Genomic DNA, 24468 nt, shown 5'->3' with positions numbered 1-24468 from the left:
CCGGCGGTCAGCAGCAGCGGGTGGCAATCGCACGCGCCCTTGCAAACGATCCGGCGCTTCTCCTCTGCGATGAACCGACCGGCAACCTCGACTCCAAGATGAGCGAACAGATCATGGCTCTGCTTCAGGATCTGAACAGGAAAGGAAGAACCATTGTCATGGTTACGCACGATCCAAAGACGGCAACGTATGCGAACCGGACGATTGTTATCCGCGACGGGGAAATTGTGAATGAGTAAAAAACAGAACACATCGGCTCTCAGCCGGATTGTCTCCCCCATCATTTTTGAGTTGTCGATGCGGAATCTGCGACTGAACTTCCTGCGATCAATGCTTTCGATGATCGGCATTATCATCGGTGTTCTGGCGATTACCTCGCTTGGCATGATGGGCGCCGCATTTTCGACTGACATGACGTCACTTCTGTCTTCGTCAACGAACTCGCTGACGATCATGTCAGTGGAGGAGAAAACGGTGGATGGTATTCCCGCGACCGGTTTGTCCTCAAAGGATATGCGTGACATTGAGGCGGCGATACGATCCGCCACCTCGGACTACTCGCTGATTCCGATGTACCAGGGAACCAAAGTTGCGAAGTTTCAGAACAAGGAGTTCGGCGCCCAGACCTATGGTCTGAGGCCGGGCGACATTCCCGAGCTGGTGACAATTCAGAGCGGAAAAGTTCCCCGCGGTTCGGAGGGTGTTCTGATCGGCGAAAAGCTTGCAGATGACCATGATCTCCGTATCGGCAGCCGGCTCACAATGACGGACAAGAACGGTGCGACAACAGCGGTACGTGTTGTGGGTATTCTGGAGAACTCCGGCATGTCGCTGACGTTCTCCACTGACAGTGCAATTGTCGGAACGACAACCTGGTATGAATCAATCGTAAACACGCACAATCTCTACAGTTCTGCAATGGTGAAAACCGGCAACCTGGATAATCTGGATGCCATCTCCTCCGCAATTGAGAAGCGGATGAACGGACGCGCCGACCGGGACACAGACGACCGGGTATATGTTATGGACGCGCGACAGTTTGCTGCGATGATGCAGGAGGGTCTTGGAATGATCTCGCTCTTCTTGGTTGCCATCGGCGGCATTTCCCTTCTGGTTGCAGCGGTTGCCATCTTCAACGTGATGCTGATGAGTGTGAACGAGCGTATCCGGGAGATCGGTATTCTCCGCAGTATCGGCACGCTCCGCAATCAGGTGCTGCTGATGTTTCTGTATGAGGCAGCGATCATCGGCCTGATAGGAGCGGTGATCGGCGGTGTTCTGAGTGTCGGCGCATCGGCAGTGGTGATTGGTCTCCTGTTTGGCAACATCAGTCTGATGTTTGCCCCGTCGGTTCTGATCTACATCCCGTACGGTATTGTGATCGGCATTCTTGTCTGTCTGTTGTCAGGTCTGTATCCGGCATGGAAAGCGGCAAATCTGAATCCGGTGGAAGCACTGGCTTCGGACTGAACATTTTCAGAACACCGTTTTTTTATTTGCGGTTTTAACTGCCGGGATACCGTGAAAAAGCCAGATCAAACTATTTTGTTCAACCACAGAAATCTTGGACGGAAAAAAAGTCAAAGGTAGCCGGAAAGTTTTCCTGCCGCATTCCGTGCAGCATCAAACGCCGGATTGTCGAAGAGATCCACCGGACCGGAGAGTTTTCCATCAGCAACCGAAAAACCGAGTGCCACCACCGGCACAACACCGTTGGCCACGGTCCTGCCGTCACACAGACTTACCGGACAGAACACGCCCTCCGGCGAAATACGGGGACGGGCAAACACACCGCAGAGTTCCGCGGTGGTTGGACAGGGACACTCCGCACGGGCAATCATTATCACACCCGAACCGGCAGATGCTGCAGGAGTGTCGGCATCAGCAGCGACGCCAACTATCGCAGAACTCTTTGCCGCGGCAATCAGCCGGTGCAGATCCAGCGGCGTCTGAAACATGACTGCATCCTCGGTACAGAACACAAAGCCGTTTCCGTCCGCGAGAGAGGGTGTTGCAAACGGATCGGCAAACTGGGATAGCAAAACCGGGTTCCAGAACTTCGGAGCACTTGATCCGGCAAGAAACAGCACAAACGGTTCGCTCTCCCGCTCCGCAAACGACAAGCCGCACATCACGGGTTTTTCATTGCGGGAAAACAGCCGCCGCTTTCCTGCCGTCTCCGCAGCCGCAGCAACCGCCGCATCCTTCAGGGCCGTAACCAGTGGCGACGCCCCACCCTGACCATGCACCATCACCAGCACCAGCCAGTCGGCAACATGCGTCACCAATGAATCCGTCAGAAGCGACCCTTCCGCCTCTTTCAACACCTTTGCCGCCCTCTGCAGCACATCCGGAAATATCGCCGCAGACCCTGCAATGCCGCCGAGCGGCAGAGCACATACGGAAATTGTCGTTGCCATATGTTACGCGTTGTGAATCTTTTCGATTGCCTCAATCATGCCGCGGCTGCCCACATAGATCGGTGTTCTCTGGTGTACCTTTGCCGGCACCACCGTAAGTGTACTCGAAACACCGTTTGAAACAGCCCCTCCTGCCTGTGCTGCCAGAAATCCTATCGGATTGACCTCAAACACCAGCCGAAGTTTTCCGTCCAGCGATTTCATCGTCGGCGGATACGCATACACACCTCCATACTTCAGTACCTGATGAAAATCTGCAACAAACGAACCCGAGTACCGGTTCTTGCCGCCTGCCGCCTCGATATCTGCGATGAATTTTGCATGCTCCGGCAGCCACTCCGTCCGGAGACCTCCCGAGCCGTAGAGATTTCCTTCCGGAATCATCACCTTGTCTGCAAGCATCTGATACACGCCGTCACTGTTCAGGGCAAAGATCGCAACCCCGTGCCCGACTGACAGCGTGAGGGTTGTCATCGGACCGTAGAGCATGTAAAACGCAGCCTTCAGATTCTTTCCCGGCTGCAGCACATCGCCGTCGTAGATTCCCACAATTGTACCGACACACAGGTTCACCGAGATCAGGGAAGAACCGTCCAGCGGATCCATCACAACCGAGTATTTTGACGATGAGGAGAATGTGGTAATGTCATCCTGTTCCTCAGAGGCGACCGCACGCACAAGTCCGCTCTTTGCAAGGACACGGGTAATATGCGTATCGGCCCAGGTGTCCATCGCGGCCTGCTGTTCTCCGGAAGCATTGGTTGAGTCAGCATAACTCTGATTGCTGATAAACGCCGCGCGTATAGGCTCCGCCTGATCCGCAATCAGCGCAATTATTTTGCTGAGATCTTCATATACGCCGGAGTTTTTGAGATATTCCTGTAGGGTCGTCATGAATATTCACTGCATTCTATATTGGACGTGAACGGTAAATAAGGGATTCATCATCCGTTAAACAGAAGCACTATATGCGCCATTTGCCGATGAGTACAGTAATGAACGATCTCCCTGCAGACTTTGACACCTTCTCCGAAACACATCGGAAAAATTTTCTGAGGATTCGTGAGCTCTCCCGCGAAAAACCCATTGTCGGCACGTTCTGTACGTTTGTTCCCCGTGAGCTGATACGTGCCGCAGGAGCGGTGCCCATCTCACTCTGCGGCGGAACGGACACCACTATTCCCCCAGCAGAAGCTGACCTTCCGGTCAACTTCTGCCCGCTGGTGAAGTCCAGCTACGGATCGCTTCTGGGCGGTCGTTGTTCCTACGCGCATTTCGCGAAACTTATCGTAGGCGAGACGACCTGCGACGGCAAGAAGAAGATGTTTGAGTACCTCTCTGAAGAGATCCCGGTACATGTGATTCATCTCCCGCAGATGATCGATGAAGACAGCATCACTCTTCTAACGATCGAGTTCAGAAAGTTTGCGAAACGGCTGGAGGAGATCTTTGGTACAACCATCACAGACGAGATGGTTCGCGATCAGATTCGTGCACTGAATGCAGAACGGCAGGCGCTCGCGGATGTCTATCATCTTGCAAGAGAAGATCCTCCCCGGATTTCCGGAAAGGAGCTGTTTGAGATGTTCAACTCCTCTACAACCTCGTTTGATCCTGCCGGGAAACTTGCAGAACTTCAGATGCTCAAAGAAACGTACGCCTCCCGCCCGACTCTGGTCAGGCGTTCGAAACGTATTCTCCTTACCGGATCCCCGGTAACCAGAGCGACGGTCAAAGTCATCGACGCAATAGAATCTGCCGGAGGATCGGTCGTATATCTTGAAGGTTGCATCGGTTCACGGGCAGTAGAACTCCTTGTGGACGAGGAAAACCCGGATGTCTATGACGCACTCGCCCGCAAGTACATCAGAATCCCCTGCTCTTGTATGACACCGAATACCACCCGGCTTGAGATCATTGGGGAAAAGATCGATGAGTATCGCGTTGATGGTGTGGTTGACATGGGTCTTGTCGCCTGCCACACCTTCAACGCAGAAAGTACAAAACTCCGTACGTATGTGTCCGGCGTGAAAAAGACCCCGTTCATACATCTGGAAGCCGACTATTCCTGTGCTGATACCGGCCAGATTTCAACCCGCCTGTCCGCATTTCTGGAGATGCTGTAAGATGTATTCGCTGGGGGTTGATGCCGGTTCACGGTACACAAAGTTTGCTTTGATGCAGGATGGTGCAGTTGTCCAACTCGCGATTGTTCCGTCCGGCTGGAACATGCGGGAACTCACAGAGAAGATGTGTAGGGAACTCATGCAAAAGCACGGGATTGCGCGATCGGAGCTGTTCATTACGGCGACCGGCTACGGGCGAGTCTCGATTGAAGCGGATGCGGCAGTAACCGAAATCACGTGCCATGCACTGGGTGTTCATTATCTGAATCCCGCGGTGCGGACGGTGATTGACATCGGCGGTCAGGACAGCAAGGTCATCATCTGTGACGAAAACGGAGCGGTCGCGGATTTCATTATGAATGACAAGTGTGCCGCAGGAACCGGGAAATTTCTTGAGATGATGCTTGAGACCCTTGGCGAGACGTTTGCAACGCTGGATGTAGCGGTATCTGGGGCGGTTCCGGTCAGGATTACAAGTACCTGCGCGGTTTTTGCCGAGTCAGAGGTCATTGGTCTCCGTGCGTCGGGTGCAAACCGTGCGGATATTCTTGCAGGAGTCATTGCATCCACTGCCGAGAAGGCCGCAGGTCTTGCGGCACGTGTGCGGGTTGTGGACGTTGTCTTTCTCTCGGGCGGACTGTCTGCAAGCAGTGCAGTCCGCACTGCCCTGGAGGACCGGCTGAACCGTCCTGTGGTAACCTCTCCCGAGGCACAGTTTGCCGGAGCAATCGGTGCTGCAGTGAAGGGTTTTCCTGCATCGTGATCATTTTTGCGGCGGGTATGGTGTGCCTGCCCGGTCCTGAGGAAGCGGGCATGATGTTTTTTACCCACAGACACCGCAGGTCTCATGCCTTCACTACGTTGGGATTCGTATGGGACTCCCATCCAAATCTTACCTGCCACTTACCCGCCTCTATTTCCCAGAAAAATGCAATGCGAATATGACCTGACATCACAAGAGATGCTTGTCAAAAAAAGAAAAAAATCAGTTGTCCTCGTTCTCTTCTGTAAACCGCTGAAGTTCACGGCTGCGGAGTTCGGCACGCTTAATTTTGCCGGAGATGGTTTTCGGCAGCTCGGCAACGAACTCGATCAGGCGCGGATACTTGTAAGGAGCAGTCGTCCGCTTCACGTAGTCCTGAATATCTTTCACCAGTTTCTCTGACGGCTGGTATCCGTCGTGCAGAACGATGAACGCCTTAATCACCATGCCGCGGATGGAGTCGGGACTTCCGACAACTGCACTCTCTTTGACCGCCGGGTGTTCAAGAAGCGTGGACTCCACCTCAAACGGACTGATACGGTAGCCGGAACTCTTGATCACATCATCATTTCTGCCGACAAACCAGAAATAGCCGTCCTCATCCAGATATGCCTTGTCACCGGTGTAGTACCAGCCGTTGACGAACATCGCCGTGTTCTCCTCGGGGTTGTCGAGGTACTCGCGAATAAGACCCGCCGGTCTCGGGCTCAGCGAGATAGCGATTCTGCCGGTCTCTCCCTGCGGAACCTCGTTTCCATCGTCGTCATGGAGCTGAATGTGCCAGCCGGGGACAGGCTTGCCCATCGAACCCTGCCTGACCTCCATGCCGGGCATTGTTGCAATACAGCAGCAGGTTTCGGTCTGGCCATATCCCTCGCGGATCGTAAGGCCCGTTCCTTCCTTCCAGATGCGGATAACCTCCGGGTTCAGCGGCTCGCCGGCACTTGTGCAGGTGCGCAGCTCACTAAATGAGAACTTCTTCAGATCCGCGATGATCAGCATCCGGTAGATCGTCGGCGGTGCACAGAACGACGTAATGCCGTACCGCTCGATCAGCGGCAGAAGTTCGGTTGCATGGAACTTCGTACGGTAGTCATACACAAAAATGCATGCGCCGCAGATCCACTGACCGTAAATCTTTCCCCAGCCGCACTTTGCCCATCCGGTATCCGACACCGTAAAGTGTACATCATACTCAGTCAGGTCATGCCAGAACTTTGCCGTCACCGTCTGACCGAGAGGGTGACCGTAGTCGTGCAGCACCATCTTCGGATCTTTGGTGGTTCCCGAAGTGAAGTAGATCAGCATCGGATCGGTTGCAAGCATCTTGCGGCCGACACTGCTCACGAGTTTCGTGGAAACCGGTGCCGGATACAGCAGTTCATTCTGGTAGCCGATCCACGGGGTGGGCAGCCGCTCGCCGGGCTTATCGTCCACCAGCATGCGGAGCTGGAGGTTTGGACAGTCGGCTGCGACCTGATCGACCTTGTCCATATTTTCACTGTCGGTGATAACCATCTTGAAGTTGCCGACCTTCATCCGGTAGGCAATATCCTTCACCGTCAGCATGTGGGGCGACGGACAGAACACTGCGCCCAGCTTCATGATGCCGAGGACCAGAATCCACCACTCCGGAACGCGCGGAAGCATCAGAAGGACACGATCGCCTTTCTGAATCCCGAATTTCATCAGAATATTTGCGGCCTCATTTGAGTGGACCATCATGTCCCAGAACGTGAACTTCTTTTCAACACCCTGCTGATTTACCCAGATCATCGCTAAGTGGTTGCGATCCTTTTTGGCCCAGGCATCGACCACGTCAAACGCGAAGTTGTAGTACTTTGGCGCGACAAGAGAGAACGTGCGGTACGTCTCTTCATAGTTGCCAATGTTGCCCCCGATGGCCGGGGCCCCTAGCGTCTCTGTCATGGTTATTGTCCTATATGAATGGGACGTCTGAGGTAATTAATTCGAGCAGGACCAAAGAGGCTATTCGGACCGGGACTAAGCAACGGACGCGAAGTATTATGCTTGTGTCTCTCGTATTAAATAGAGATGGATGGGAAAACATACGATTCGCTGAAGATCGAAAATATCGTTGCATCCGGCGTAATCGCAGATGAGATTAACCTGGCAGAGATTGCTGAAAAGATTGACGGCTGTGAACTGAACACCAAACGGTTCCCCGGCGCAGTGTACCGTATCGATGAACCGAGAATGGCATCTTTGATCTTCTCCTCGGGAAAAGTGGTCTTAACCGGCATTAGAAACGAATCCGCACTTCAGGACGGTCTTGAGATCATCCTGAAATCCCTCAAGGAAGCAGGCGTAAAAACACTGGACGTCCCCAAAGTTGCGGTGACGAACATCGTCTGTTCCTATGATATTGGCAAGTTCATTAACCTGAACCGTGTCGTGGCAACCCTGTCCCTTGAGGCAATTGAGTACGAGCCGGAGCAGTTCCCGGGTCTTGTCTACCGCATTAAGGATCCGAAGATCGTCGCGCTCCTCTTCTCCTCAGGAAAGATCATTCTGACCGGCGGCAAGAATCTTGATGATGTCCGCCGCGGCCTTGACTTCCTCGAAGAGCGTCTGGAAACCATCTTAAAAGAACAAAAATAATTCCGGGATGTCTCCCGCGTCCGTCAGGACACATCCCAAAAACCGGGTCGTTTCATCAACATATCCCCGAATCTTTTTTTTCGGAAGTGTGTATTTTTCCGGGGCTCGAAAAGAACCCCTGAATCAAAATAGCAATTCTGATGTACGATAGTATTCAATCCGACCAGAACCGGTGGGTCTGGACGAACTTTCTCTCAGCCTTCAGAATTTCACGGTAAAAGGCATCACCGGTTGCAAACGTGTTCAATATCCGCGCCGCAGCCTCAGGACCCACCCCGCGTCCGGCAAGCGCAATGATTGCCTTCTTCCCGCTGGAGAGCACCATGTTTGCGTTGCGGATCATCCGCGCTTCTGCCTCACGCTCCTCGGTACTCTTGTTCTTCTTTTTCATCGCAAGATACATCTTCTCGTCGTAGGGTTTGAGAACCGCAATCAGCCGTGCGCCGCAGACAGGACACTGCGGGGTATCGGGAGCGCGGCCTACCTTGGTGCGGCTCTTCCAGTTTTTGCAGTGCATGCACGCAAGTATGATGTCCTGCTCATCAATGCGGTGTTTCACGCTTGCAATAATCGCCTGATCCTCTCCGGGAGGTACAATCACATCCCTGCCAGTGAAAAGACCCTCCGCACCGATAATGGACAGGCGGCTTGTTGCCGTCTCCATGCCGTGATCCCGGATCATCTGTACAACAAGACGCGCATGTTCCACATCCATGTTTGAGAAGAACAGTTCGCGGAACGCCTCTTTTTCAATCACCGTACCGTCAAAGAGATCCAACAGACGATTGATACTGATTTTTTCATAGTCAGCATCTGCATCTATTGCGCCGAACTTCTTTGCAACCTGCACCAGTTTCCATTTGTACAGAGCGGTCTTTTTGAGTGCAAGCGTAAGAATCGCTTCAATGTGTTCCGGTTCAAGCGAGCAGAGTACCTCGTCCACGTCCGGCGCACGCAAAAACTTCGGCAGCCGCAGAAGAATCCGGTAGGCATTCGTCTCAATACCGACCGCTGTACCATACCGTGCGGACAGAAGAATCGACAGTACGCGGCCAAGTGCCTCGTTGACCTTGTGGCCGCCGCAGAGATTGATGACAACGCCTTCGTCCGCATCCTCAAGCACGATCACTTTGTCAGTCGCAACGATCGATCGGTTCTTCTTCATCTCGGCAAGAATCTTTTCCGAAAACATTACTGTCCGTTCATCTGCGTGGTAACCGTCGAAGTTGTGCAGACGGCGGAGTTGTCCCGCCTCCATGGCAACCGTGAAGGGAACAGGAATCTGTTCCCCTTCCCACGATGGCAGTTCGCCTTTTGCATTCTTCGCAGGCTCGACCATGATGCGGTCCTCGTCAATATCAAGCACCCGCCACATCTGACCGCGGGCAACAAACACTGCACCGGATGAGATCCAGCTGATCACAAACGACTCGTCCAGCGTGCCGACGGGTTTGCGGGACACCACGTCAAAGACGACACTCTTCTTCTCATCAGCAATCATCGACAGATTCTGTGAGAGGTACCGGCGGGCACGTGCCTTGGTGATGACCATGTCGCTTTCGGTCCTGATGAGGTAGTGCTTCTCCATCTGGGCAATGACCTCACGGATCAGGGGACCTGCGTCCGCGAAACAGTAGCTGCGGGAAAAGATCTCTTCGATCTTTTTGATTGCAATTTCGCCGCGCTCAACCGCAAGTGCGGCGATCTGGTTTGCGATGACATCGCTTGCATTGATGTGCGGGCGGACATTCTCCGGTTCGTTCTCCATGGCTTTGCGAACGATCACCATCGACTCAATACAGTCGTCAAACCCGGTCGCAAGAACCGTACCCTTTGAGGTTGCGTGCAACTGGTGTCCGGCACGGCCGGTCCGCTGAATCAGCCGGGCAACCTCGCGCGGAGAATTGAACTGCACAACGTGATCGATCTGGCCGATATCGATGCCAAGCTCCATGGAAGATGTGCTGATCATGCCCCGCGTGAGGCCCGCACGGAACCGGTCTTCTGCGTCAACCCGCATCTCCCGTGAAAGAGAGCCGTGATGCACATCAATGTCGCCGCGCTCCCGGAGAGCATGGCCGATAGCCTCGGCAACGCTGCGCGTGTTGGTGAAGACAAGAGTTGAGGTGTGGGAATCGATGCATTTCTCGATCAGTTTCGTCTGATCTGCAAATGACTCGCCCGCAAACCGGACGGTGAGGTCAAGTGTTTTTGCGACCGGCACCTGCACGATGGTGTAGGGACGTTTGCCGCAGAGGAACTGTCCGATGACGTCCGGGTTTCCAACAGTTGCAGAGATACCGATACGCTGGACTTCGCCGGAGAGTTCCATTATCCGCTCCAGCCCTACACAGAGCTGTGCACCGCGTTTGGAACCGGCGAGTTCGTGGATTTCATCGATGACGATGAAGCGGACGCCGGCGAGATGTTTACGCAGCACTTTGCCCATCATCATCGCCTGAAGACTTTCGGGCGTGGTGATAAGCAGGTCGGGCGGATGCGTTGCCTGTTTGCGACGATCGTTCTGCGTGGTATCGCCGTGGCGGACGGAGATGCGAAGCCCGAGTTCTTTGCCCCACCATTCAAGCCGGTTCATCATGTCGCGGTTGAGGGAGCGAAGCGGTGTGATGTAGAGCGTGGTAAATCCGGGCGGATGCGGCTCGGTAAGCATCCGGTGAAAGATCGGCAGCAGTGCGCTTTCGGTTTTTCCCGTTCCGGTCGGTGCAATCAGGATGGCATTGTCTCCGCGGATGAGTTTGGGAACCGCACGCATCTGAATCTCGGAGAACTCGTCAAAGCCCCGTTTGTCCAGGGCTTCGCGGATTTTCGGGTGCAGACTTTCCCGCAGTTCTTCGATAGCTGCGGTCATGTATCCTCCGGGTCGGGGGTAAGATCTTCCCACGTGTCAACATACGTGCCGTCTTTGAGAAACACCTCGGCGGTATCGGTTCTGATCGCTTTTGCGAGGGGAGATATCTTGTTTCCCGGAATCAGCCGGACGTCCATACCGCCCGCAAGTTCATAGAAAGCAGGCACGAGAAGGACGCGGGTTGCGGCAGGTGTTTCCGGCAGGTCAACTGCGGCATTGTCGATCTCTGCGAGGAGGTAGCCGGGTGTTCCGCGAAGCGAACAGCCGACTTCATCGTAGATGTTGACGACCGGGTGGTGGTGACCGCAGAGAATGAGTTTTCCGGCAAGTTCGGACGCGGGAATGGTGTGACCGTGCATGTAGCCGCAGCCGTCGATGACCGCACCGTTTACCGGAAGCAGTTCATCTTTCAGAAGATATTTTTCCAGACCTGTGTCATGGTTGCCGGGAGCGAGCCGGAACTCGGTCTTCTCCCGGATTTTTTTGAGGACAATCGGAACTTCGTTTTTCTCCTGATAAGTGACGTAGGGGATCATGTGTTTGAGATCACCTAAGACGACGAGGTAGTCGGGATCGCTTTCCTCAATGATTGTCAGAAGCCGGGACAGCCGGGAAGCAGTTCCGCTCTGAAAATGGAGACCGCGACGGTGAAGGTCGGCTTCGACGCCGAAGTGAGGGTCGGCGATGACCAGTGTCCGGACGTTTCGTTCGATGAGGACAGCCGGTCCGGCAGGATAGAATTCGGGGTTCATTGCTGTATTGTTCAGGCTACTTTGATGAGTTCAGTGGTCGGCGTGTAGCACTCGCCCTCTTCCATCAGACGGGCAAGGGCAGCCTTGGTATCGGTTGCATTCATGCCGAGCGTTTCCGCACGGGCAATAACGTCAGCTATTGGCGCTCCTTTTTTCCCGGAAAGCTCGGTAATAATGGCAAGCAGCTGAACATCCGTGACCGCAGCCGGAGTTTCCGGTGCAGGGACGGGAACGGGATTTTCGTCCCGGACATTGGCGAGGGCATTGACGAGAACATCGGCAAACTCCTTTCGTTCAGGCGAAGGCGAAAGTGCAGCGATGCGCACAAGTACCTCTTCTGCGACGCAGCACAGCCAGGCGTCCCGTGTTTTCCGATCGGCGGGACTGAGAATGTCGGGGATCAGTTCGAGGTAGGTTTTTCCTGCAGAGTCCCGGAGTTTCACGGTTGCGGTAACCGCAACAAAACCGGGAATATCGAGTGCGTCTGCTGTACGGATGAGCGCGGCATTCTGCGGAGGGAGGGAGAAGGTGAGTACGCCGGTCGGGTCGCTTACGCGGAGGGATGACAACCGGCCGTTTCTCAGAATTTTTTCGGTGAGAGTTCCCACAAAGAACAGCTTGCCGGAGAAGCTACCGTACGGTGTCCGAAAGCCTCCGCCGGAAACTACCGAGATGTTTCTGCCGGTCAGTTCCCATGCGGTAATGCATGCCGCAGCAGGCATTCGCGAGGAGGGATGATGATTCGGCAGTTCCATATTTCTGTACTATTGGCATTTTGGCGGTAAGTTTGTTTGGGAATGGAATACAAGAAATTATTCCGTTGTACACCCAAAAGGATAGGTACTATGGAGTCCCCCGGCATCTGGATAGAAAAATACCGTCCGCACAACCTCTCTGAGGTTGCTGGACAGCGGGAGATCGTTGAGCGGCTGCAGTCATACGTAAAGAGCAGAGCACTGCCCCATCTGCTGTTTACCGGATCTGCAGGCGTCGGTAAGACGACCTGCGCGGTTGCGCTGGCACGTGAGATGTTCGGTGATACCTGGAGTATGAATTTCCGCGAGCTGAACGCTTCCGATGAGCGCGGCATTGATGTGGTCCGCAACCAGATCAAGCAGTTTGCCCGGACGTCGCCTCTCGGTGATGCGACGTTTAAAATTCTGTTTCTGGATGAAGCAGACGCACTGACACAGGATGCACAGGCAGCACTCCGCCGGACAATGGAGAACTATGCGGAGACCTGCCGGTTTATTCTCTCCTGCAACTACTCGTCAAAGATCATCGACCCGATCCAGAGCCGCTGTGCCATCTACCGGTTCCGGCCGCTGGATGATGCGGCAGTCACCGAGGAGATGCGCCGCATTGCAGAAACGGAAGGCATCATCATTGAGGAGAATGCTTATGCGGCAATCACCTATATTGCCCAGGGAGATATGCGAAAAGCAATCAACGCTCTTCAGGGTGCGGCAATTGTGTCGGATGTTGTGACCGCGGAGAACGTGTATGCGATCACCTCGAATGCAAAGCCCGAGGAGATCGAAGACCTCGTATCAGTCGCACTTTCCGGCGACTTTGAAACGGCGGAGCGGACACTTCGGGCGCTGATGTATGATCGCGGCATTGCACCAAATGAACTGCTCAACCAGATGTACCGGACAATTTCCACCTCGGAATCATTGAATCGCAAACTGAAGGTCTCATTGATCGATCATCTCGGTGAAACGGACTTCCGCTTAAGCGAAGGTGCAGATGCGGATATTCAAATGGATGCACTGCTTGCCCGATTTGTGAAGACGGGACTTGCCCCGTGAACTTTTTTTCGGACACACGCTTTACGGGAGTTCCTGTCATTCTTTTTTGTCACCTTCAAAATATTGATAAGTGAGACATCCACACGCAAAATACATCACAAATATATTTGCTTTACCGATTTTTGTCACATTCCATCGATATTTATGAGTACAAAACTGATGTTTCCTGTAATAGTGATCGATATGGAAACAGAAACAAGCATCAATATTCTCAGTGTCTTAATAGGCAACCCCTTGTCGCGGCGGATCATCTCCGGAATGAGTCAGGAATGTGAAGAATGCGGAGGAAATCGTCTGGAAATTGCACTCGAACAGTATCTGGGATTACGGGATGATGTATGCCCGAGGTGCCGCCGAGCATCACGCGAGGTGGCCTTCATTATCCGGGCAGGGGCACGCAATTTTGGTGTTCCCGAAGATGAGATCAAAAAGACGTTCCGGGATGCATACTGGCGCAAAGGCCTTGTCTCAGTGATGAAGGGCATCGCAGAGTTTGGTGTCCGTCGTCCGTTCGTTCCGGGGGCACCTTTTCAGGTAGTATGGGATGTTACCCACCGGTGCAACCTCCGCTGCCGCCACTGTTACGCATCCGCCGGAAAAGCACTTGACGACGAACTAACCACCGAAGAGGCGCTGCACCTGATCGATCGTCTGGCAAAACTCGGCGTTGCCGTGATTGCATTCTCCGGAGGTGAACCACTGGTACGTCCGGACATTCTGCAGCTCATCAGTCACGCACGGGATCAGGGGATCTATGTTGCACTTGCAACGAATGGAACACTGATCACTCCAAAACGTGCCGACGAACTCCGCAAAGCAGGTGCCGAATATGTGCAGATCAGCATCGACGGAGCAGACGCAAAGACACACGATGAGTTCCGCGGAATTCCCGGGGCATTCGACCGGACGATCGAAGGCGTGAAAAATGCCGTTGCCGCAGGATTCTTTGTCAACATCTCCACAACCGCAACAAAGGAAAACTATGATCAGATCCCGAAAATCATCGACCTCTGCAGCGATCTCGGTGTCAACTGGGTGATGGCCTACAACTTTGTGCCGACCGGAAGGGGACAGGATATGATGGAAAAGGACCTCAGTCCGCAGGAACGCGAGGAACTCTTACATATGCTCTATGAGAAGAACAGAACCTCAGATTGCCAGGTGCTGACCACTGCTCCGCAGTTTGCACGGGTTGCCCTGCAACAGTCTTGTGCAGGCGGTCAAATGATGGTGCCGACACATTTTTGCAATCAGGAGGTGAACGAAAGTCTGCTCGGGCTGACAGAGTTTGTGGGAGGATGTGGTGCTGGCCGGTTCTACATGGCGATCCGGGCGAACGGAGACATCGATCCGTGCGTGTTCTTCCCAAAAACCGTCGGAAATGTACGCACAAGCGATCTGGAGGAACTATGGAGACACGATCCCTTGTTCACCGATCTCAGAAACAAGGATAAAATCGAAGGTTCCTGCGGTTCCTGCGAGTACCGCTATCACTGCGGTGGATGCCGGGCACGTGCATACGGCTACTTCGGAAACCCGCTGGGACCTGATCCCGGTTGCATCAATAACATTGAGTACTACACCGCACTGAAAATAACCCATACCCCCGCCACGGCAGAGCATGCAGCGGATCAGGCATAACTTTTTTGAACGGATGAGACCGTTCATATCCGCAGATTTCGTATCCGCGCAAAAACTGCGGGCCGGTCCAGCCGGTTGTGCTGAAGAAATGTGAGTGTCGCAGCAAGCCGGTTGTACTCATCAACAAGTTGGTTGTAGCGCTGAATCCTCCTGGCAAGCAGGGCAACGCCGGCATTATGGTCTGCAACCGCTTTCCGGTAAACTGCATATGCCGCGGCAAACGTATCCGTATCCCCTGAAATTGTTGCTGTTTCTGCCTCAAGTGCTTCAAGCCGGTTGCGTGATGCCGCAAGCTCTGCCTTACTCCTGAAGATGATCTCCTCTTCGGATCGGATATCGTGTACAAACGAACCCTCCTCCGCAAGTTTCTCCCGCAGAGCGGAGCGAACCAAAAGAATTTTGGACACCTCGGCAATACTTCCGTACCGCTTCGAGCCGTGCCCTACAAAAAATACCTTCGGACGGGATGCAAGCGTCCGGACCTTTCCGTCACCTGCCGGAAACGCTCCCTCCGCATCGCCTACAAACCCAAGAGCTGTTGACTCTATCACCGCACACCCGCATCCATGAAAATCGTATCCTTCCGGTACGGGAATACCGACCGCGAGATGGTTTTCCGGGGAAAAGTGCAACACTGCTGCTGCGTAGCCCTCATGGGCAAGAAGCCCTGCAAGCAGCAACGACTTGTCACTGCAGATGCCCTTCCTGTCCACCACCGTTTCCACCGGAAACCGCGGAGCGCGATCGATTGCGGCAACTTTTTCCGTATCGTACGGGATCGACTGCACAAATGCGGCAATCAGCTCAAGGTATGCATCATCGTCATAGTTCTGGGATGAACGGATTTTTCGAAGCTCCGACAGCAGTATCCGGTAAAACGGCACAAGCGCCGGATCAGAAGTAAACGCGGTATAATATCCGGCAAGCCAGGCATCACCGATGCCTGCGGGAACATGCGCCGCCTTCCCCGACGATCGCGCACCCTCATACAGCGATTGCGGTACCGCAATCGTAAAACTATGATGCAGATGACGGAACGGAAACGTGAGCCGGACGGTAACCTCACCTGCCGCACTGCCAGGGACGATTGCCGGATACTGCACATTCTTTACACGCCGCATGTTCAAAAAAAGGAAAGGAAGGGATGTTACGCCACGTGGAGGTAGCGTGTAACAAGTTCGGCGAACGCATCCGTGTTACCAAGCAGACTGTCGGATAACCCCTTGTCACCAAACGCCTTCAGCTTCTTTGCCTGTGCATCAATTACGCCTGCGGGGAAGATGCCGTCCGCTTCAAAGAGTGCACGCTTTGCAAGAAGCACATCCGCCGACTCATCACAGCAGGTCGGAAGCTGGCGCAGTGTCTTTAAGAATGCCGCATACTCTTTGTTGAAAATGTTGCCGCTTGCATACAGCTTCTTCGCCTGTTCAAGTGCATCGGGCATGGCAAGACCGTGCATCGCACCGACGATCAGGCAGGCGACCGTCTCGTAAATATCAGCAGAACCGTCGGCCACGCGGTACTCAAACGTCTGTTTGGACGCCTTGTTTGCTCTGCGGTGAATGCCGAAGTTTGCCTCGGCTGCCATATCGACCGAACCTGTCCAGCCCAGCGGAACACGGACAACAACCGACCGGTTGCGGTCGCCCCAGCAGATGTAGGTTGGTGCCTCCTGATGCGGAACCAGCCGCAGATAGGAGGTAGGAATCGGGTTGCCGAACGCTGTAACCGCATCGCCGACATCCAGAATTCCGGCAATCATCTTCTTTGCCGTATCGGAAAGCCGGCCGTCCTTGACCATCATGTTCTTGCCATTTTTCTCCGCAAGCATGTGGAAGTGCAGACCGGAACCGGCTTTGCCAACGGTGATCTTCGGCGCATAGGAGACCTCAACACCGTACTTGTAGCCAAGCATCCGCAGCGCCCACTTTGCAATCACAATCTGCTCAACCGCAAGAATCGGATCGGTTGGCAGGAACTCAATCTCGTGCTGTTCGTAGTAGTAACCGTCCTTGGTGAAGCAGCCGACTTCCGAGTGGCCGTACTTGATCTGACCGCCTGCACGGGCAACCATCAGCATCGCCTCAGTACGCATTTCCTCAAATTTGCAGAAGGGGCCTGATGCATGGTAACCTTTCTGATCAAGCCCCGGATATAGGTCTTCCTCGGGACAGATTACATAATATTCAAGTTCACCCAGACACTTGAAGTCCATGCCGGTGTTTTTCTTAAACGCATCGCGTGCACAGCGCAGAATGTACTCCGGAGAGGATGCAAGCGGTTTTCCCTCGTTGTCATAGTAAGAACAGAGAATATCCAGTGTCGGCACTTCTGCGAACGGATCCACAAATGCCGTACTGTAGCGCGGAACAACATACAGATCGGAACTTCCTGCCTCGATGAACGGGAAGATGTTGCTGCCGTCGACACGCTCTCCGTCCGAGAGAATGGTATCCAGATATTCTTTGGAAGAGATAACAAAATTCAACGTCTTCAGTTTTCCGTCGCCTGCAACGTACCGGAAGTTCACCATCTCAATTGCATTTTCCTCGCAAAAACGGATGATGTCCTCCTTCGTAAAATCAGCAGGATTTTTCTTCAGGAACTGTACCAGATCATTGGGATTCATCAGTACTTCTGAATCATTCATTGCCGTAACTATTCGAACGGACGGCATAAATACTCAACCATGTGTGGTGGATCACAGGGAGGAAAGAACAGAAAATACTGACCAAAATCAGGGGAATTGGATCATGGTTCCCAGGTCAGGGGAATACCCGCGGCAAGGAACCAGGTGTCATCAACCGGCATCGTATAGATAAGAGTCATCTCACTTTCATGCGTGAACTGGTTGGGCAGATACTGATACTGCATCCCGCCGCCGGAGTGGGCCGAGGAGAGAATATCACGGCCGATCGATGCGCCGTAGATGTCAGTTATGCCAGTGATGCTGGTGCCGATAAGAGTAGGATTGTTGGGGCTGGCAATGACAATATCATCTGCATCAACCGCCATTAGGAGAACGTCGTCGCGGAAGAATATTCCATCCGGATTGTTCATCTCCGCCACGGCTGCATCCCTGTCATTATCAAGTGCATACTGCTTTACTGACCGGGCATACTGAATTATCTCATTTTTGAGACATGGATCAGCATAGGTCGGCTCTTCGTCCAGATATTTACCTGCAACAACAAACCAGCTCTCATTCACCGGCTGGATATAGGACGATTTAATCTCCAGACGCTGGTCGTGCATGGGGTTTGGATGCAGGTACATCGCATGACCTCCGCCCTGACTTGCCCGCTGTACAAGTGTCTGGAGAATCTGAACTCCGTTTGAGTCCGTCAGAATACTGCGATCCGAACCGATGAGATTTGGACGCAGAGCATCGGCAAGGAGTGTACCGTTCGTGTCAAACGCGGCAATCACATATTGTTGGGTCACAAATGGCCCGTTTGGATCGTTGAATGCAGCACATGCTTTTTCCCGGCCGTTTTCCACCGCATACAGATACGCGGAAGTCACAAAGGATTCAAGCGTGTCGTTGGTGGTTGCGGAAGGTATATCCACTGTCCACTGCGCATTGGTTACTGTACTGACAACAACGGTAACATTGCCGTAGTCGGTCTCCAGCGTGTCCCAGGCGGCTGAAAGAGTAACATACTTCAGGAATCCGTAGCTGTAGGCGGGAAGAGTTGCCGTGCCGGATTTCTCACGAACCATACGGGAAAGAATGTCTGCGGTATCAAATCCTGATTTGTCTGCAAGCTGAATGGCATTATTGCCAATCAGGGTATTTTCCTGACAGTAGAGAATTTCACCGTCATCATTGAGGAGAAAAATGACCTCGCCCCGGCCCAGGGCGGCCTTGGTGAGTGCCGGACCAAAGAAGAGATCGGGGTTCAGGACAAATGCAATGTATCCCTCATATTCACCGGCTGGTGAATACACGGGAACAAGCAGGGACAGATCAGTTGAGTCCCTGCTTTGGCGATGGTACATTTCGAGGTACAGGGATGCTGACATGTTTTCCGGATCAAAATCGAAGCCGGTAATCTGATAACCGATCCGGGATTGTGCCGATTCGGGAACCGCGGCAACCACGACATTGTCGTTATTCACGCGATAAATCGAAGTGGAACTCGGGTTGTTGACATACAGATCGGAAAGGCTCTTGGAAACCGCGGGGTCGTCTGCGGAGATTGTACCCTGGTATGCTGCGACCAGGAGAAGGGATTCACTTAGTTCGGAGGTGTGGTTTGCAATATCGTTGAGAAGTATTTCTGCAAGTGCCGTCTGTTCATCGTAGGTCTCCGCAGGGACTGAGGACTCTGCGAAAAGAATACAGCCGATTCCCGCTGCAAAAAAAACTACGAGAATACAGATGAACAGACTACTCAGAGATCTCAATGAAACAACCTTCGTATATTGTAGGGTAATACATTGGTTGTAACGCTATTTAGTAGTTCTCCGTACACATTTAAAAAATAGATTTTTCCGGAAATAGAAACTTTTTAGGTTTTTTTGGTGAAATATGGAGATCGATTCTGTACTGCCTCTGCAATTGCCGCTTTCAGATCATCCCCGTGAAGGCCCCGGATGTTCACTTCGTTTCCGGTTCGAAGGAGACATGGCTTGAGTTTTCCGTCTGAGGTAACCCGAAGGCGGTTGCAGTTCGCGCAAAATTCAAGGTTGTGCATCGGCCGCACCACTTCCACTTCAGCGCCGTCCAGACAGTATTTTTTGCGGTGATGCATCCTGCGGGTCATGACCTGGGTTGAACGGGACGCGAGATCTTTTTCCAGATCTCCGACGATGGTTGTGTTTCCGCGGATGACATCTTCGATATGATCGATATGGTCTGCCCAGCCGTTGACGTCCATCAATTCGATAATCTGGAGAATGATGTCTTTTCTGCCTCTGACATAAGAGAGAAAATCTTCAATCTCATCGTCGTTGATTCCTTTCAGAACAACCATATTGAGTTTAACCGGAGTGAGGCCGGCAGTAATTGCGGCCTCTATCCCGGCAAGAACTTCGGGCAGAAGATCGCGGCCCGTGATCTTCTGATACCGGTCGCGGCGCATGGTATCAAGACTGATATTAACGCGGGAAAGACCGGCAGTCTTGAGATCTGTTGCCATTTTTCCAAGAAGTGTTCCGTTGGTGGTCATCGAAGATTCAATGTGCGGAGGAATGGAACGGATAATGTCCAGAAGATCGGAGCGGAGTGTCGGCTCTCCACCGGTGAGTTTGATGGTGGTGACGCCGAGTTCTGCAAAGACACCGATCAGTTCGGCAATCTCATCTTTGGTCAGCTGGATGTGAGGATCACCTACAGTGCAGCCGTTGATCTCCTCGCCTTCGTGATGGCAGTAGATACACCGGAGGTTGCAGGCATTGGTTAAGGCAATTCTCACGTTGGTGATGGTTCTGCCGTATGCATCGGTGAGAATATTATTCGCTGGATTTTTTCCGGTCGTCATCAGCATCTCCGATAAAGTTCTTTGCAACAATATAGCACTCGGTGCTTCCTCTGCGGGTTGCAGTGGATCGGATTACCCGGACAGAGTAGAAGCGTTCCTTGACAAGCTCAAGAAGTTCGTTGAAATCAGTTCCCTGAAAAGATTTCATCACGAAGTTGCCTCCCTGTTTCAGGAGTTTTTCGGCAAACCGCAGAGCATCCTCATTCAGTGCCATTATTCTGGCCTGATCGTAGGCTTTTGCACCGGAGAGGTGGGGGGCTGCGTCGCAGACGACAACATTGACAAGCGGCATACGTTCCAGGACTATCTCCTGAATCTCAGGTGTTGTGAAGTCGCCGGTGACGGTGATGACGTTTTCCATCGGGACAATGGGGTTGAGGTCAACACCGAGCAGCTGGCCTTCGGTCATGGTGCGGAGAACCTGCAGCCAGCTCCCGGGAGCTGCGCCGAGGTCAACAACGTTGTCGGTTTTTCTGATTACGTTGAATCGCTGGTTGATATCGATGAGTTTGTAGGCGGAACGGGCACGATACCCGTCACGTACGGATTTTCTGTATATATTGTCTTTTGTCCACTGCGACCCCATTGCGGCTGTCTCCGTATCTCTATTATTATAGAGTAGTGCGGTAATATAATGTAGCCGGTTCTTCCAATGCATAATTTCCCCAGAACAATTGGTGTTCTGCTGCGCTTTTCCGGAAATTTTTTTTCTGAGGTATCCGCATCTACCGGAATCTGCGGAAATTGGCAAGGTCCATGGTCTCAGGCAAAAGATATGAAAATGAGCGATGGTTCGAACAGATATCGGATTTTGGTAAAAATATACGCAAACTGATGCATAAAACATTACATCCTAATATGATAGTATATAGTACATGACGTGGTATTAATCTATTCTCAATCATGTTGTAAACCCAAAAATCGTGAAACTTTTAAAAATATATATGATTTGCAAAACCTGATTTGTGTCCTGCAAATTTAGACTCACTCATTTTCTTGAAAATTTTTCCTTGAAAATTTCGTCCCGATATCTGTACAAAATCCGAAATTGCGTTCAGTTTTCATTTCAAGAAGTTCCGTGAATATAATCCTCTCATATTAGGATTCAACGATTTCAATCCGATGGATAAACATTTCCGTCAGATCCTGATCGAATCCGAAGCGAGAGGGCGTAAATGAGCAATACAAAATGGATTTCCCAGGTTGGGGGAATATTTCTTCTCGCCTGTGCATTGTGGGGAGGAAGAATCCGTACTGAAGATTCCATATCCAAAAAACAGGAGGAGGACGCAGCACCCAGTACATCCACTCAGAAATATTCTCTGCGGACAGAGCTGGCGTTCACCGAAAGAACACGGCATGATAGAAGAAGGCAGTATTAAACGACGTAATGCCTCCTGCTGAAAAACGGAAAGGTTCCGTCACCGCCAAAGAATTATACCCAAATACAGACAACACTTCTCTACCATGAAACTGGTATACACCGGCAAAACGAAGAACGTTTTCGCACTCGATGACGGAAACTATCTGCTGAAGTTTAAGGATGACTGCACCGGCGCTGACGGCGTTTTCGATCCGGGCATGAACACCATTGGCCTCACCATTGACGGCGCGGGCCGTGCCGGCCTCCGGTTGACAAAACACTTCTTTGAGATCCTCAACAAGAAGGGTATCCCGACCCACTACATCGACTGCAACATCGATGACGTCACGATGACCGTAAAACCTGCCAAAACCTTTGGCAAAGGCCTTGAAGTCATCTGCCGGTTCCGTGCAGTAGGCAGCTTCTACCGCCGATACGGCGACTATGTCGAAGAGGCGGCAGCCCTTCCCGCATTTGTTGAGACCACCTTAAAAGACGATGCACGTGAAGACCCGCCGATTACCAAAGACGCCCTTGATATCCTCGGCATCGTTTCTGCAAAGGACTATGAAACGTTAAAGGACCTTACTCAAAAGATTGCCACCATCATCAAGGAGGAACTTTCCAAAAAGAACATCGAACTCTATGATATCAAGTTCGAGTTCGGCAAAATCGGGGATCAAATCGTCCTCATCGATGAAATATCCGGCGGAAACATGCGTGCATACCGCAACGGCGAGTACATCCTTCCACTTGACCTTGAAAAACTGGTCCTGGGAGAGTAACACTTCACCCCAAACTTTTTTCAGACATCTGTTCCAAGCAGAATTACAACATCCTCCTCATCCTGCAAAATTCCGTCCAGATACACGCCGTGCAGATTTTTCAGATACGCAGGCCGCGTGGTAAACCATTCGGCGATCATCTTTGAGATGTACTCTGCCCCCTGTCCTGACCCGGCAAGAACATACGGACGGCCGTTGTTTTCTGCTGCCATATAGTAATGAAACGCCGCCTTTACATCCGCATAAGCAAGTGCTTCCGCTGTTTCCGCTGCAAGCGGGGTGGGGGATGCTTTGGAGTACGCAGTCACCTGACGATAGTAGGGAATGTAGGCGTTCAGCTCCTCCGGATAATCACTAATCGAGTTCATTACCGAATCGTGCACACTCTGCCGGACCTCAAACACCATGACATCCACATTGATTGCATACGGCTTGATCCCAGAGATATCCGTATCCCTGTACAGATAAAACACATCCGTTCCGACATCCGGATTTGTCCCTTCTGCATACCAGTTGTACGGATCCGCATAATTGATCGCAAGCATCTCGGGCGTGTCGCCGGAGATATAAATTGCAGTACCACCGATTGCAGCAAGAATAATTATGCCAATGCACAGCCAAAAAAACGGCTTCCAGTCCATTTTGGGTTTGTTGTCTGTCATGAAAAGAAGTCCGCAAGTGTTTTCTGTTGTCTGATATCCTTCAGCATTTGTGCATACGGGACCCAGAAGTTCGTCCGAAGACCGGCTGCCGCAGCAGCAGTGGCCTCCGCAAGAGTTCCCACCCGTACCGGGGCCGTTCTCAGGGATGTGTGAGATGCCTCGCGAATGACCCAGGTACCTAAAGGCGCCCAGTACTCGCCGGAAACGTCACGGATACAGAGCACTTTTGCGCATCTGCCGATGGATTTCAGGTACTCAAGCACGGCAAGCCGTGCCGAGTAGTATGCGCCGCCAATGGGGGAGTACTTGCTTTTCGTAAGACCTGTCTCCCCATCCTCAATAACCGTCTCCTCATCACCCGACCACAGGGACTGCTTCTGCCAGCGCTCGATCATTTCAAACCGCCACTCCTCTGCCGGGATCAGAAGGAAACAGAGCGTGTTGCCGTGCAGTGTTGCACAGAACACCTGAAACTCCGGGAGTGCGGGCATTCTGATCACATCGCGCTTCATTCCGGAGGAGATCATGTCATCGGTTGCGGTGATGGCCCAGCGTGTCGGGACAACTTTTCTCTGCACACCAAGAAGACCGGAGGTGAGAAGGTTCGTGATCTTGTACACATCCGTTCCGTTTTCGAACAGGATGCGGGCGGCCTCCGTTGCCCGGAGATCGGTATCCGAGGTGCAGCGGTCGACGACCCGTGAGACCCGGGCGTTGTCGATCACATCCAGTTTTTTCATCGCCCCAGACATTCCGACCGGTGCAACTGTTCCGTCGAAGTTGAGATCGAACTGTACCGGTTTGGCAAATGCAACTTCAACATCCAGCGGCTTTTCTGACAGGGCAATCTCCTGGATCTTTTCTGCATCCGGGATTTTAACGTCAAGTTCCTTGCCGCCGCGAATGGTCCGGGAACGGATGCCCACAATATCATCAATGGAAAGTCCGTCCCGCACCCATTGGAGAGGGTTGTCCGAGTCGTTGATCATCAGTGGTCCGCCAACCACCCGGGGGTATCCGTAGCTGCCGACAAAAACGGAGGGCGATGCTCCCATGTACTCGCTGACCGGTTTTACGTCCTTGAGGGCATGAAACCGGCGGGTGACGGGGCAGGTCGGCAGGCCGCAGAGACCTTTTCCTTTGCAGACGGCACACTGGGATGGCATAG

At 52.7% G+C, this 24468-nt stretch carries 21 protein-coding genes; 8 read left to right on the top strand and 13 right to left on the bottom strand.

All coding sequences use genetic code 11. The features are described 5' to 3' along the window. Positions 1-239 (top strand): ATP-binding cassette domain-containing protein (locus tag O0S10_RS08795; protein ID WP_268925507.1); only part of this gene is annotated, 239 nt, incomplete at its 5' end. Continuing rightward, the gene (locus tag O0S10_RS08790) at positions 232-1470 is read left to right on the top strand and encodes an ABC transporter permease (RefSeq protein WP_268925506.1); all 1239 of its coding nucleotides are present in this window, start codon (positions 232-234) and stop codon (positions 1468-1470) included. The genes O0S10_RS08795 and O0S10_RS08790, both read left to right, overlap by 8 nt. Before the next feature lie 110 nt (positions 1471-1580). On the opposite strand, the gene O0S10_RS08785 is transcribed toward O0S10_RS08790, so the two are convergent. Further along, positions 1581-2420 carry a fructose 1,6-bisphosphatase gene (locus O0S10_RS08785; RefSeq protein ID WP_268925505.1) on the bottom strand — a complete coding sequence of 280 codons (840 nt, stop codon included), beginning with the start codon at positions 2418-2420 and terminating at the stop codon, positions 1581-1583. A 3-nt stretch (positions 2421-2423) separates the two neighbouring features. Beyond that, positions 2424-3314 carry a class 1 fructose-bisphosphatase gene (locus O0S10_RS08780; RefSeq protein ID WP_268925504.1) on the bottom strand — a complete coding sequence of 297 codons (891 nt, stop codon included), beginning with the start codon at positions 3312-3314 and terminating at the stop codon, positions 2424-2426. A 101-nt stretch (positions 3315-3415) separates the two neighbouring features. On the opposite strand from O0S10_RS08780, the gene O0S10_RS08775 reads away from it, so the two are divergent. Continuing rightward, entirely contained in the window at positions 3416-4546 is a 1131-nt protein-coding gene (locus tag O0S10_RS08775; protein ID WP_268925503.1) for a double-cubane-cluster-containing anaerobic reductase, read from the top strand. 1 nt (position 4547) lies between these two features. Further along, the gene (locus tag O0S10_RS08770; RefSeq protein ID WP_268925502.1) at positions 4548-5309 is read left to right on the top strand and encodes an acyl-CoA dehydratase activase; all 762 of its coding nucleotides are present in this window, start codon (positions 4548-4550) and stop codon (positions 5307-5309) included. A gap of 222 nt (positions 5310-5531) precedes the next feature. On the opposite strand, the gene O0S10_RS08765 is transcribed toward O0S10_RS08770, so the two are convergent. Then, entirely contained in the window at positions 5532-7238 is a 1707-nt protein-coding gene (locus O0S10_RS08765) for an AMP-binding protein (protein WP_268925501.1), read from the bottom strand. Between the two features lie 126 nt (positions 7239-7364). Here O0S10_RS08765 and O0S10_RS08760 point away from each other — a divergent pair, with 126 nt between their 5' ends. Continuing rightward, positions 7365-7931, top strand: a complete 567-nt coding sequence (locus tag O0S10_RS08760; protein ID WP_268925500.1) for a TATA-box-binding protein — start codon at positions 7365-7367, stop codon at positions 7929-7931. A 154-nt stretch (positions 7932-8085) separates the two neighbouring features. Here the strand turns inward: O0S10_RS08760 and O0S10_RS08755 are convergent, their stop codons facing one another. The 3 genes from O0S10_RS08755 to O0S10_RS08745 are packed head-to-tail and all read right to left on the bottom strand — an operon-like array spanning position 8086 to position 12307. Next, complete coding sequence (locus O0S10_RS08755; protein WP_268925499.1) at positions 8086-10800, bottom strand: DEAD/DEAH box helicase; 2715 nt, start codon at positions 10798-10800, stop codon at positions 8086-8088. Then, on the bottom strand, positions 10797-11552 hold the full coding sequence (locus tag O0S10_RS08750; protein ID WP_268925498.1) for a metallophosphoesterase: 756 nt from the start codon (positions 11550-11552) through the stop codon (positions 10797-10799). Before O0S10_RS08750 ends, O0S10_RS08755 begins: the two co-directional genes overlap by 4 nt. 11 nt (positions 11553-11563) lie before the next feature. Next, positions 11564-12307 carry a hypothetical protein gene (locus O0S10_RS08745; RefSeq protein WP_268925497.1) on the bottom strand — a complete coding sequence of 248 codons (744 nt, stop codon included), beginning with the start codon at positions 12305-12307 and terminating at the stop codon, positions 11564-11566. A gap of 90 nt (positions 12308-12397) precedes the next feature. Here O0S10_RS08745 and O0S10_RS08740 point away from each other — a divergent pair, with 90 nt between their 5' ends. Together O0S10_RS08740 and O0S10_RS08735 are read left to right on the top strand one after the other, a co-directional pair. Beyond that, the gene (locus tag O0S10_RS08740; RefSeq protein WP_268925496.1) at positions 12398-13363 is read left to right on the top strand and encodes a replication factor C small subunit; all 966 of its coding nucleotides are present in this window, start codon (positions 12398-12400) and stop codon (positions 13361-13363) included. Between the two features lie 159 nt (positions 13364-13522). Then, positions 13523-15004 carry a radical SAM/SPASM domain-containing protein gene (locus tag O0S10_RS08735; RefSeq protein WP_268925495.1) on the top strand — a complete coding sequence of 494 codons (1482 nt, stop codon included), beginning with the start codon at positions 13523-13525 and terminating at the stop codon, positions 15002-15004. 23 nt (positions 15005-15027) lie between these two features. Here the strand turns inward: O0S10_RS08735 and O0S10_RS08730 are convergent, their stop codons facing one another. From O0S10_RS08730 to O0S10_RS08710, 5 genes are all read right to left on the bottom strand, one after another. Next, a complete protein-coding gene (locus tag O0S10_RS08730; RefSeq protein ID WP_268925494.1) occupies positions 15028-16125 on the bottom strand; it encodes a transglutaminase-like domain-containing protein in 1098 nt (365 codons plus the stop codon). A gap of 26 nt (positions 16126-16151) precedes the next feature. Continuing rightward, positions 16152-17654 (bottom strand): glutamine synthetase family protein, encoded by a 1503-nt coding sequence (locus tag O0S10_RS08725; protein ID WP_268925493.1) that lies wholly within the window; start codon positions 17652-17654, stop codon positions 16152-16154. A 101-nt stretch (positions 17655-17755) separates the two neighbouring features. Beyond that, complete coding sequence (locus O0S10_RS08720) at positions 17756-19414, bottom strand: cache domain-containing protein (RefSeq protein ID WP_268925492.1); 1659 nt, start codon at positions 19412-19414, stop codon at positions 17756-17758. Positions 19415-19518: 104 nt separating this feature from the next. Beyond that, complete coding sequence (gene moaA / locus O0S10_RS08715; RefSeq protein WP_268925491.1) at positions 19519-20490, bottom strand: GTP 3',8-cyclase MoaA; 972 nt, start codon at positions 20488-20490, stop codon at positions 19519-19521. Then, on the bottom strand, positions 20462-21076 hold the full coding sequence (locus O0S10_RS08710; protein WP_268925490.1) for an RlmE family RNA methyltransferase: 615 nt from the start codon (positions 21074-21076) through the stop codon (positions 20462-20464). The genes moaA and O0S10_RS08710 overlap by 29 nt, the downstream gene beginning before the upstream one ends. An 881-nt stretch (positions 21077-21957) precedes the next feature. On the opposite strand from O0S10_RS08710, the gene O0S10_RS08705 reads away from it, so the two are divergent. Continuing rightward, the gene (locus tag O0S10_RS08705; protein WP_268925489.1) at positions 21958-22638 is read left to right on the top strand and encodes a phosphoribosylaminoimidazolesuccinocarboxamide synthase; all 681 of its coding nucleotides are present in this window, start codon (positions 21958-21960) and stop codon (positions 22636-22638) included. A 20-nt stretch (positions 22639-22658) separates the two neighbouring features. Here O0S10_RS08705 and O0S10_RS08700 read toward each other — a convergent pair whose 3' ends face one another. Further along, positions 22659-23300 (bottom strand): DUF3089 domain-containing protein, encoded by a 642-nt coding sequence (locus O0S10_RS08700; protein ID WP_268925488.1) that lies wholly within the window; start codon positions 23298-23300, stop codon positions 22659-22661. Then, entirely contained in the window at positions 23297-24466 is a 1170-nt protein-coding gene (locus O0S10_RS08695) for a hypothetical protein (RefSeq protein WP_268925487.1), read from the bottom strand. The genes O0S10_RS08700 and O0S10_RS08695 overlap by 4 nt, the downstream gene beginning before the upstream one ends. Positions 24467-24468 lie beyond the last annotated feature (2 nt).

Origin of the sequence: Methanocorpusculum petauri (assembly GCF_026891975.1) — an archaeon.
GTDB classification, from domain to species: domain Archaea; phylum Halobacteriota; class Methanomicrobia; order Methanomicrobiales; family Methanocorpusculaceae; genus Methanocorpusculum; species Methanocorpusculum petauri.
The sequence above is the reverse complement of the archived record's forward strand: the minus strand, read 5'-3'. Positions and strand labels throughout refer to the sequence as shown.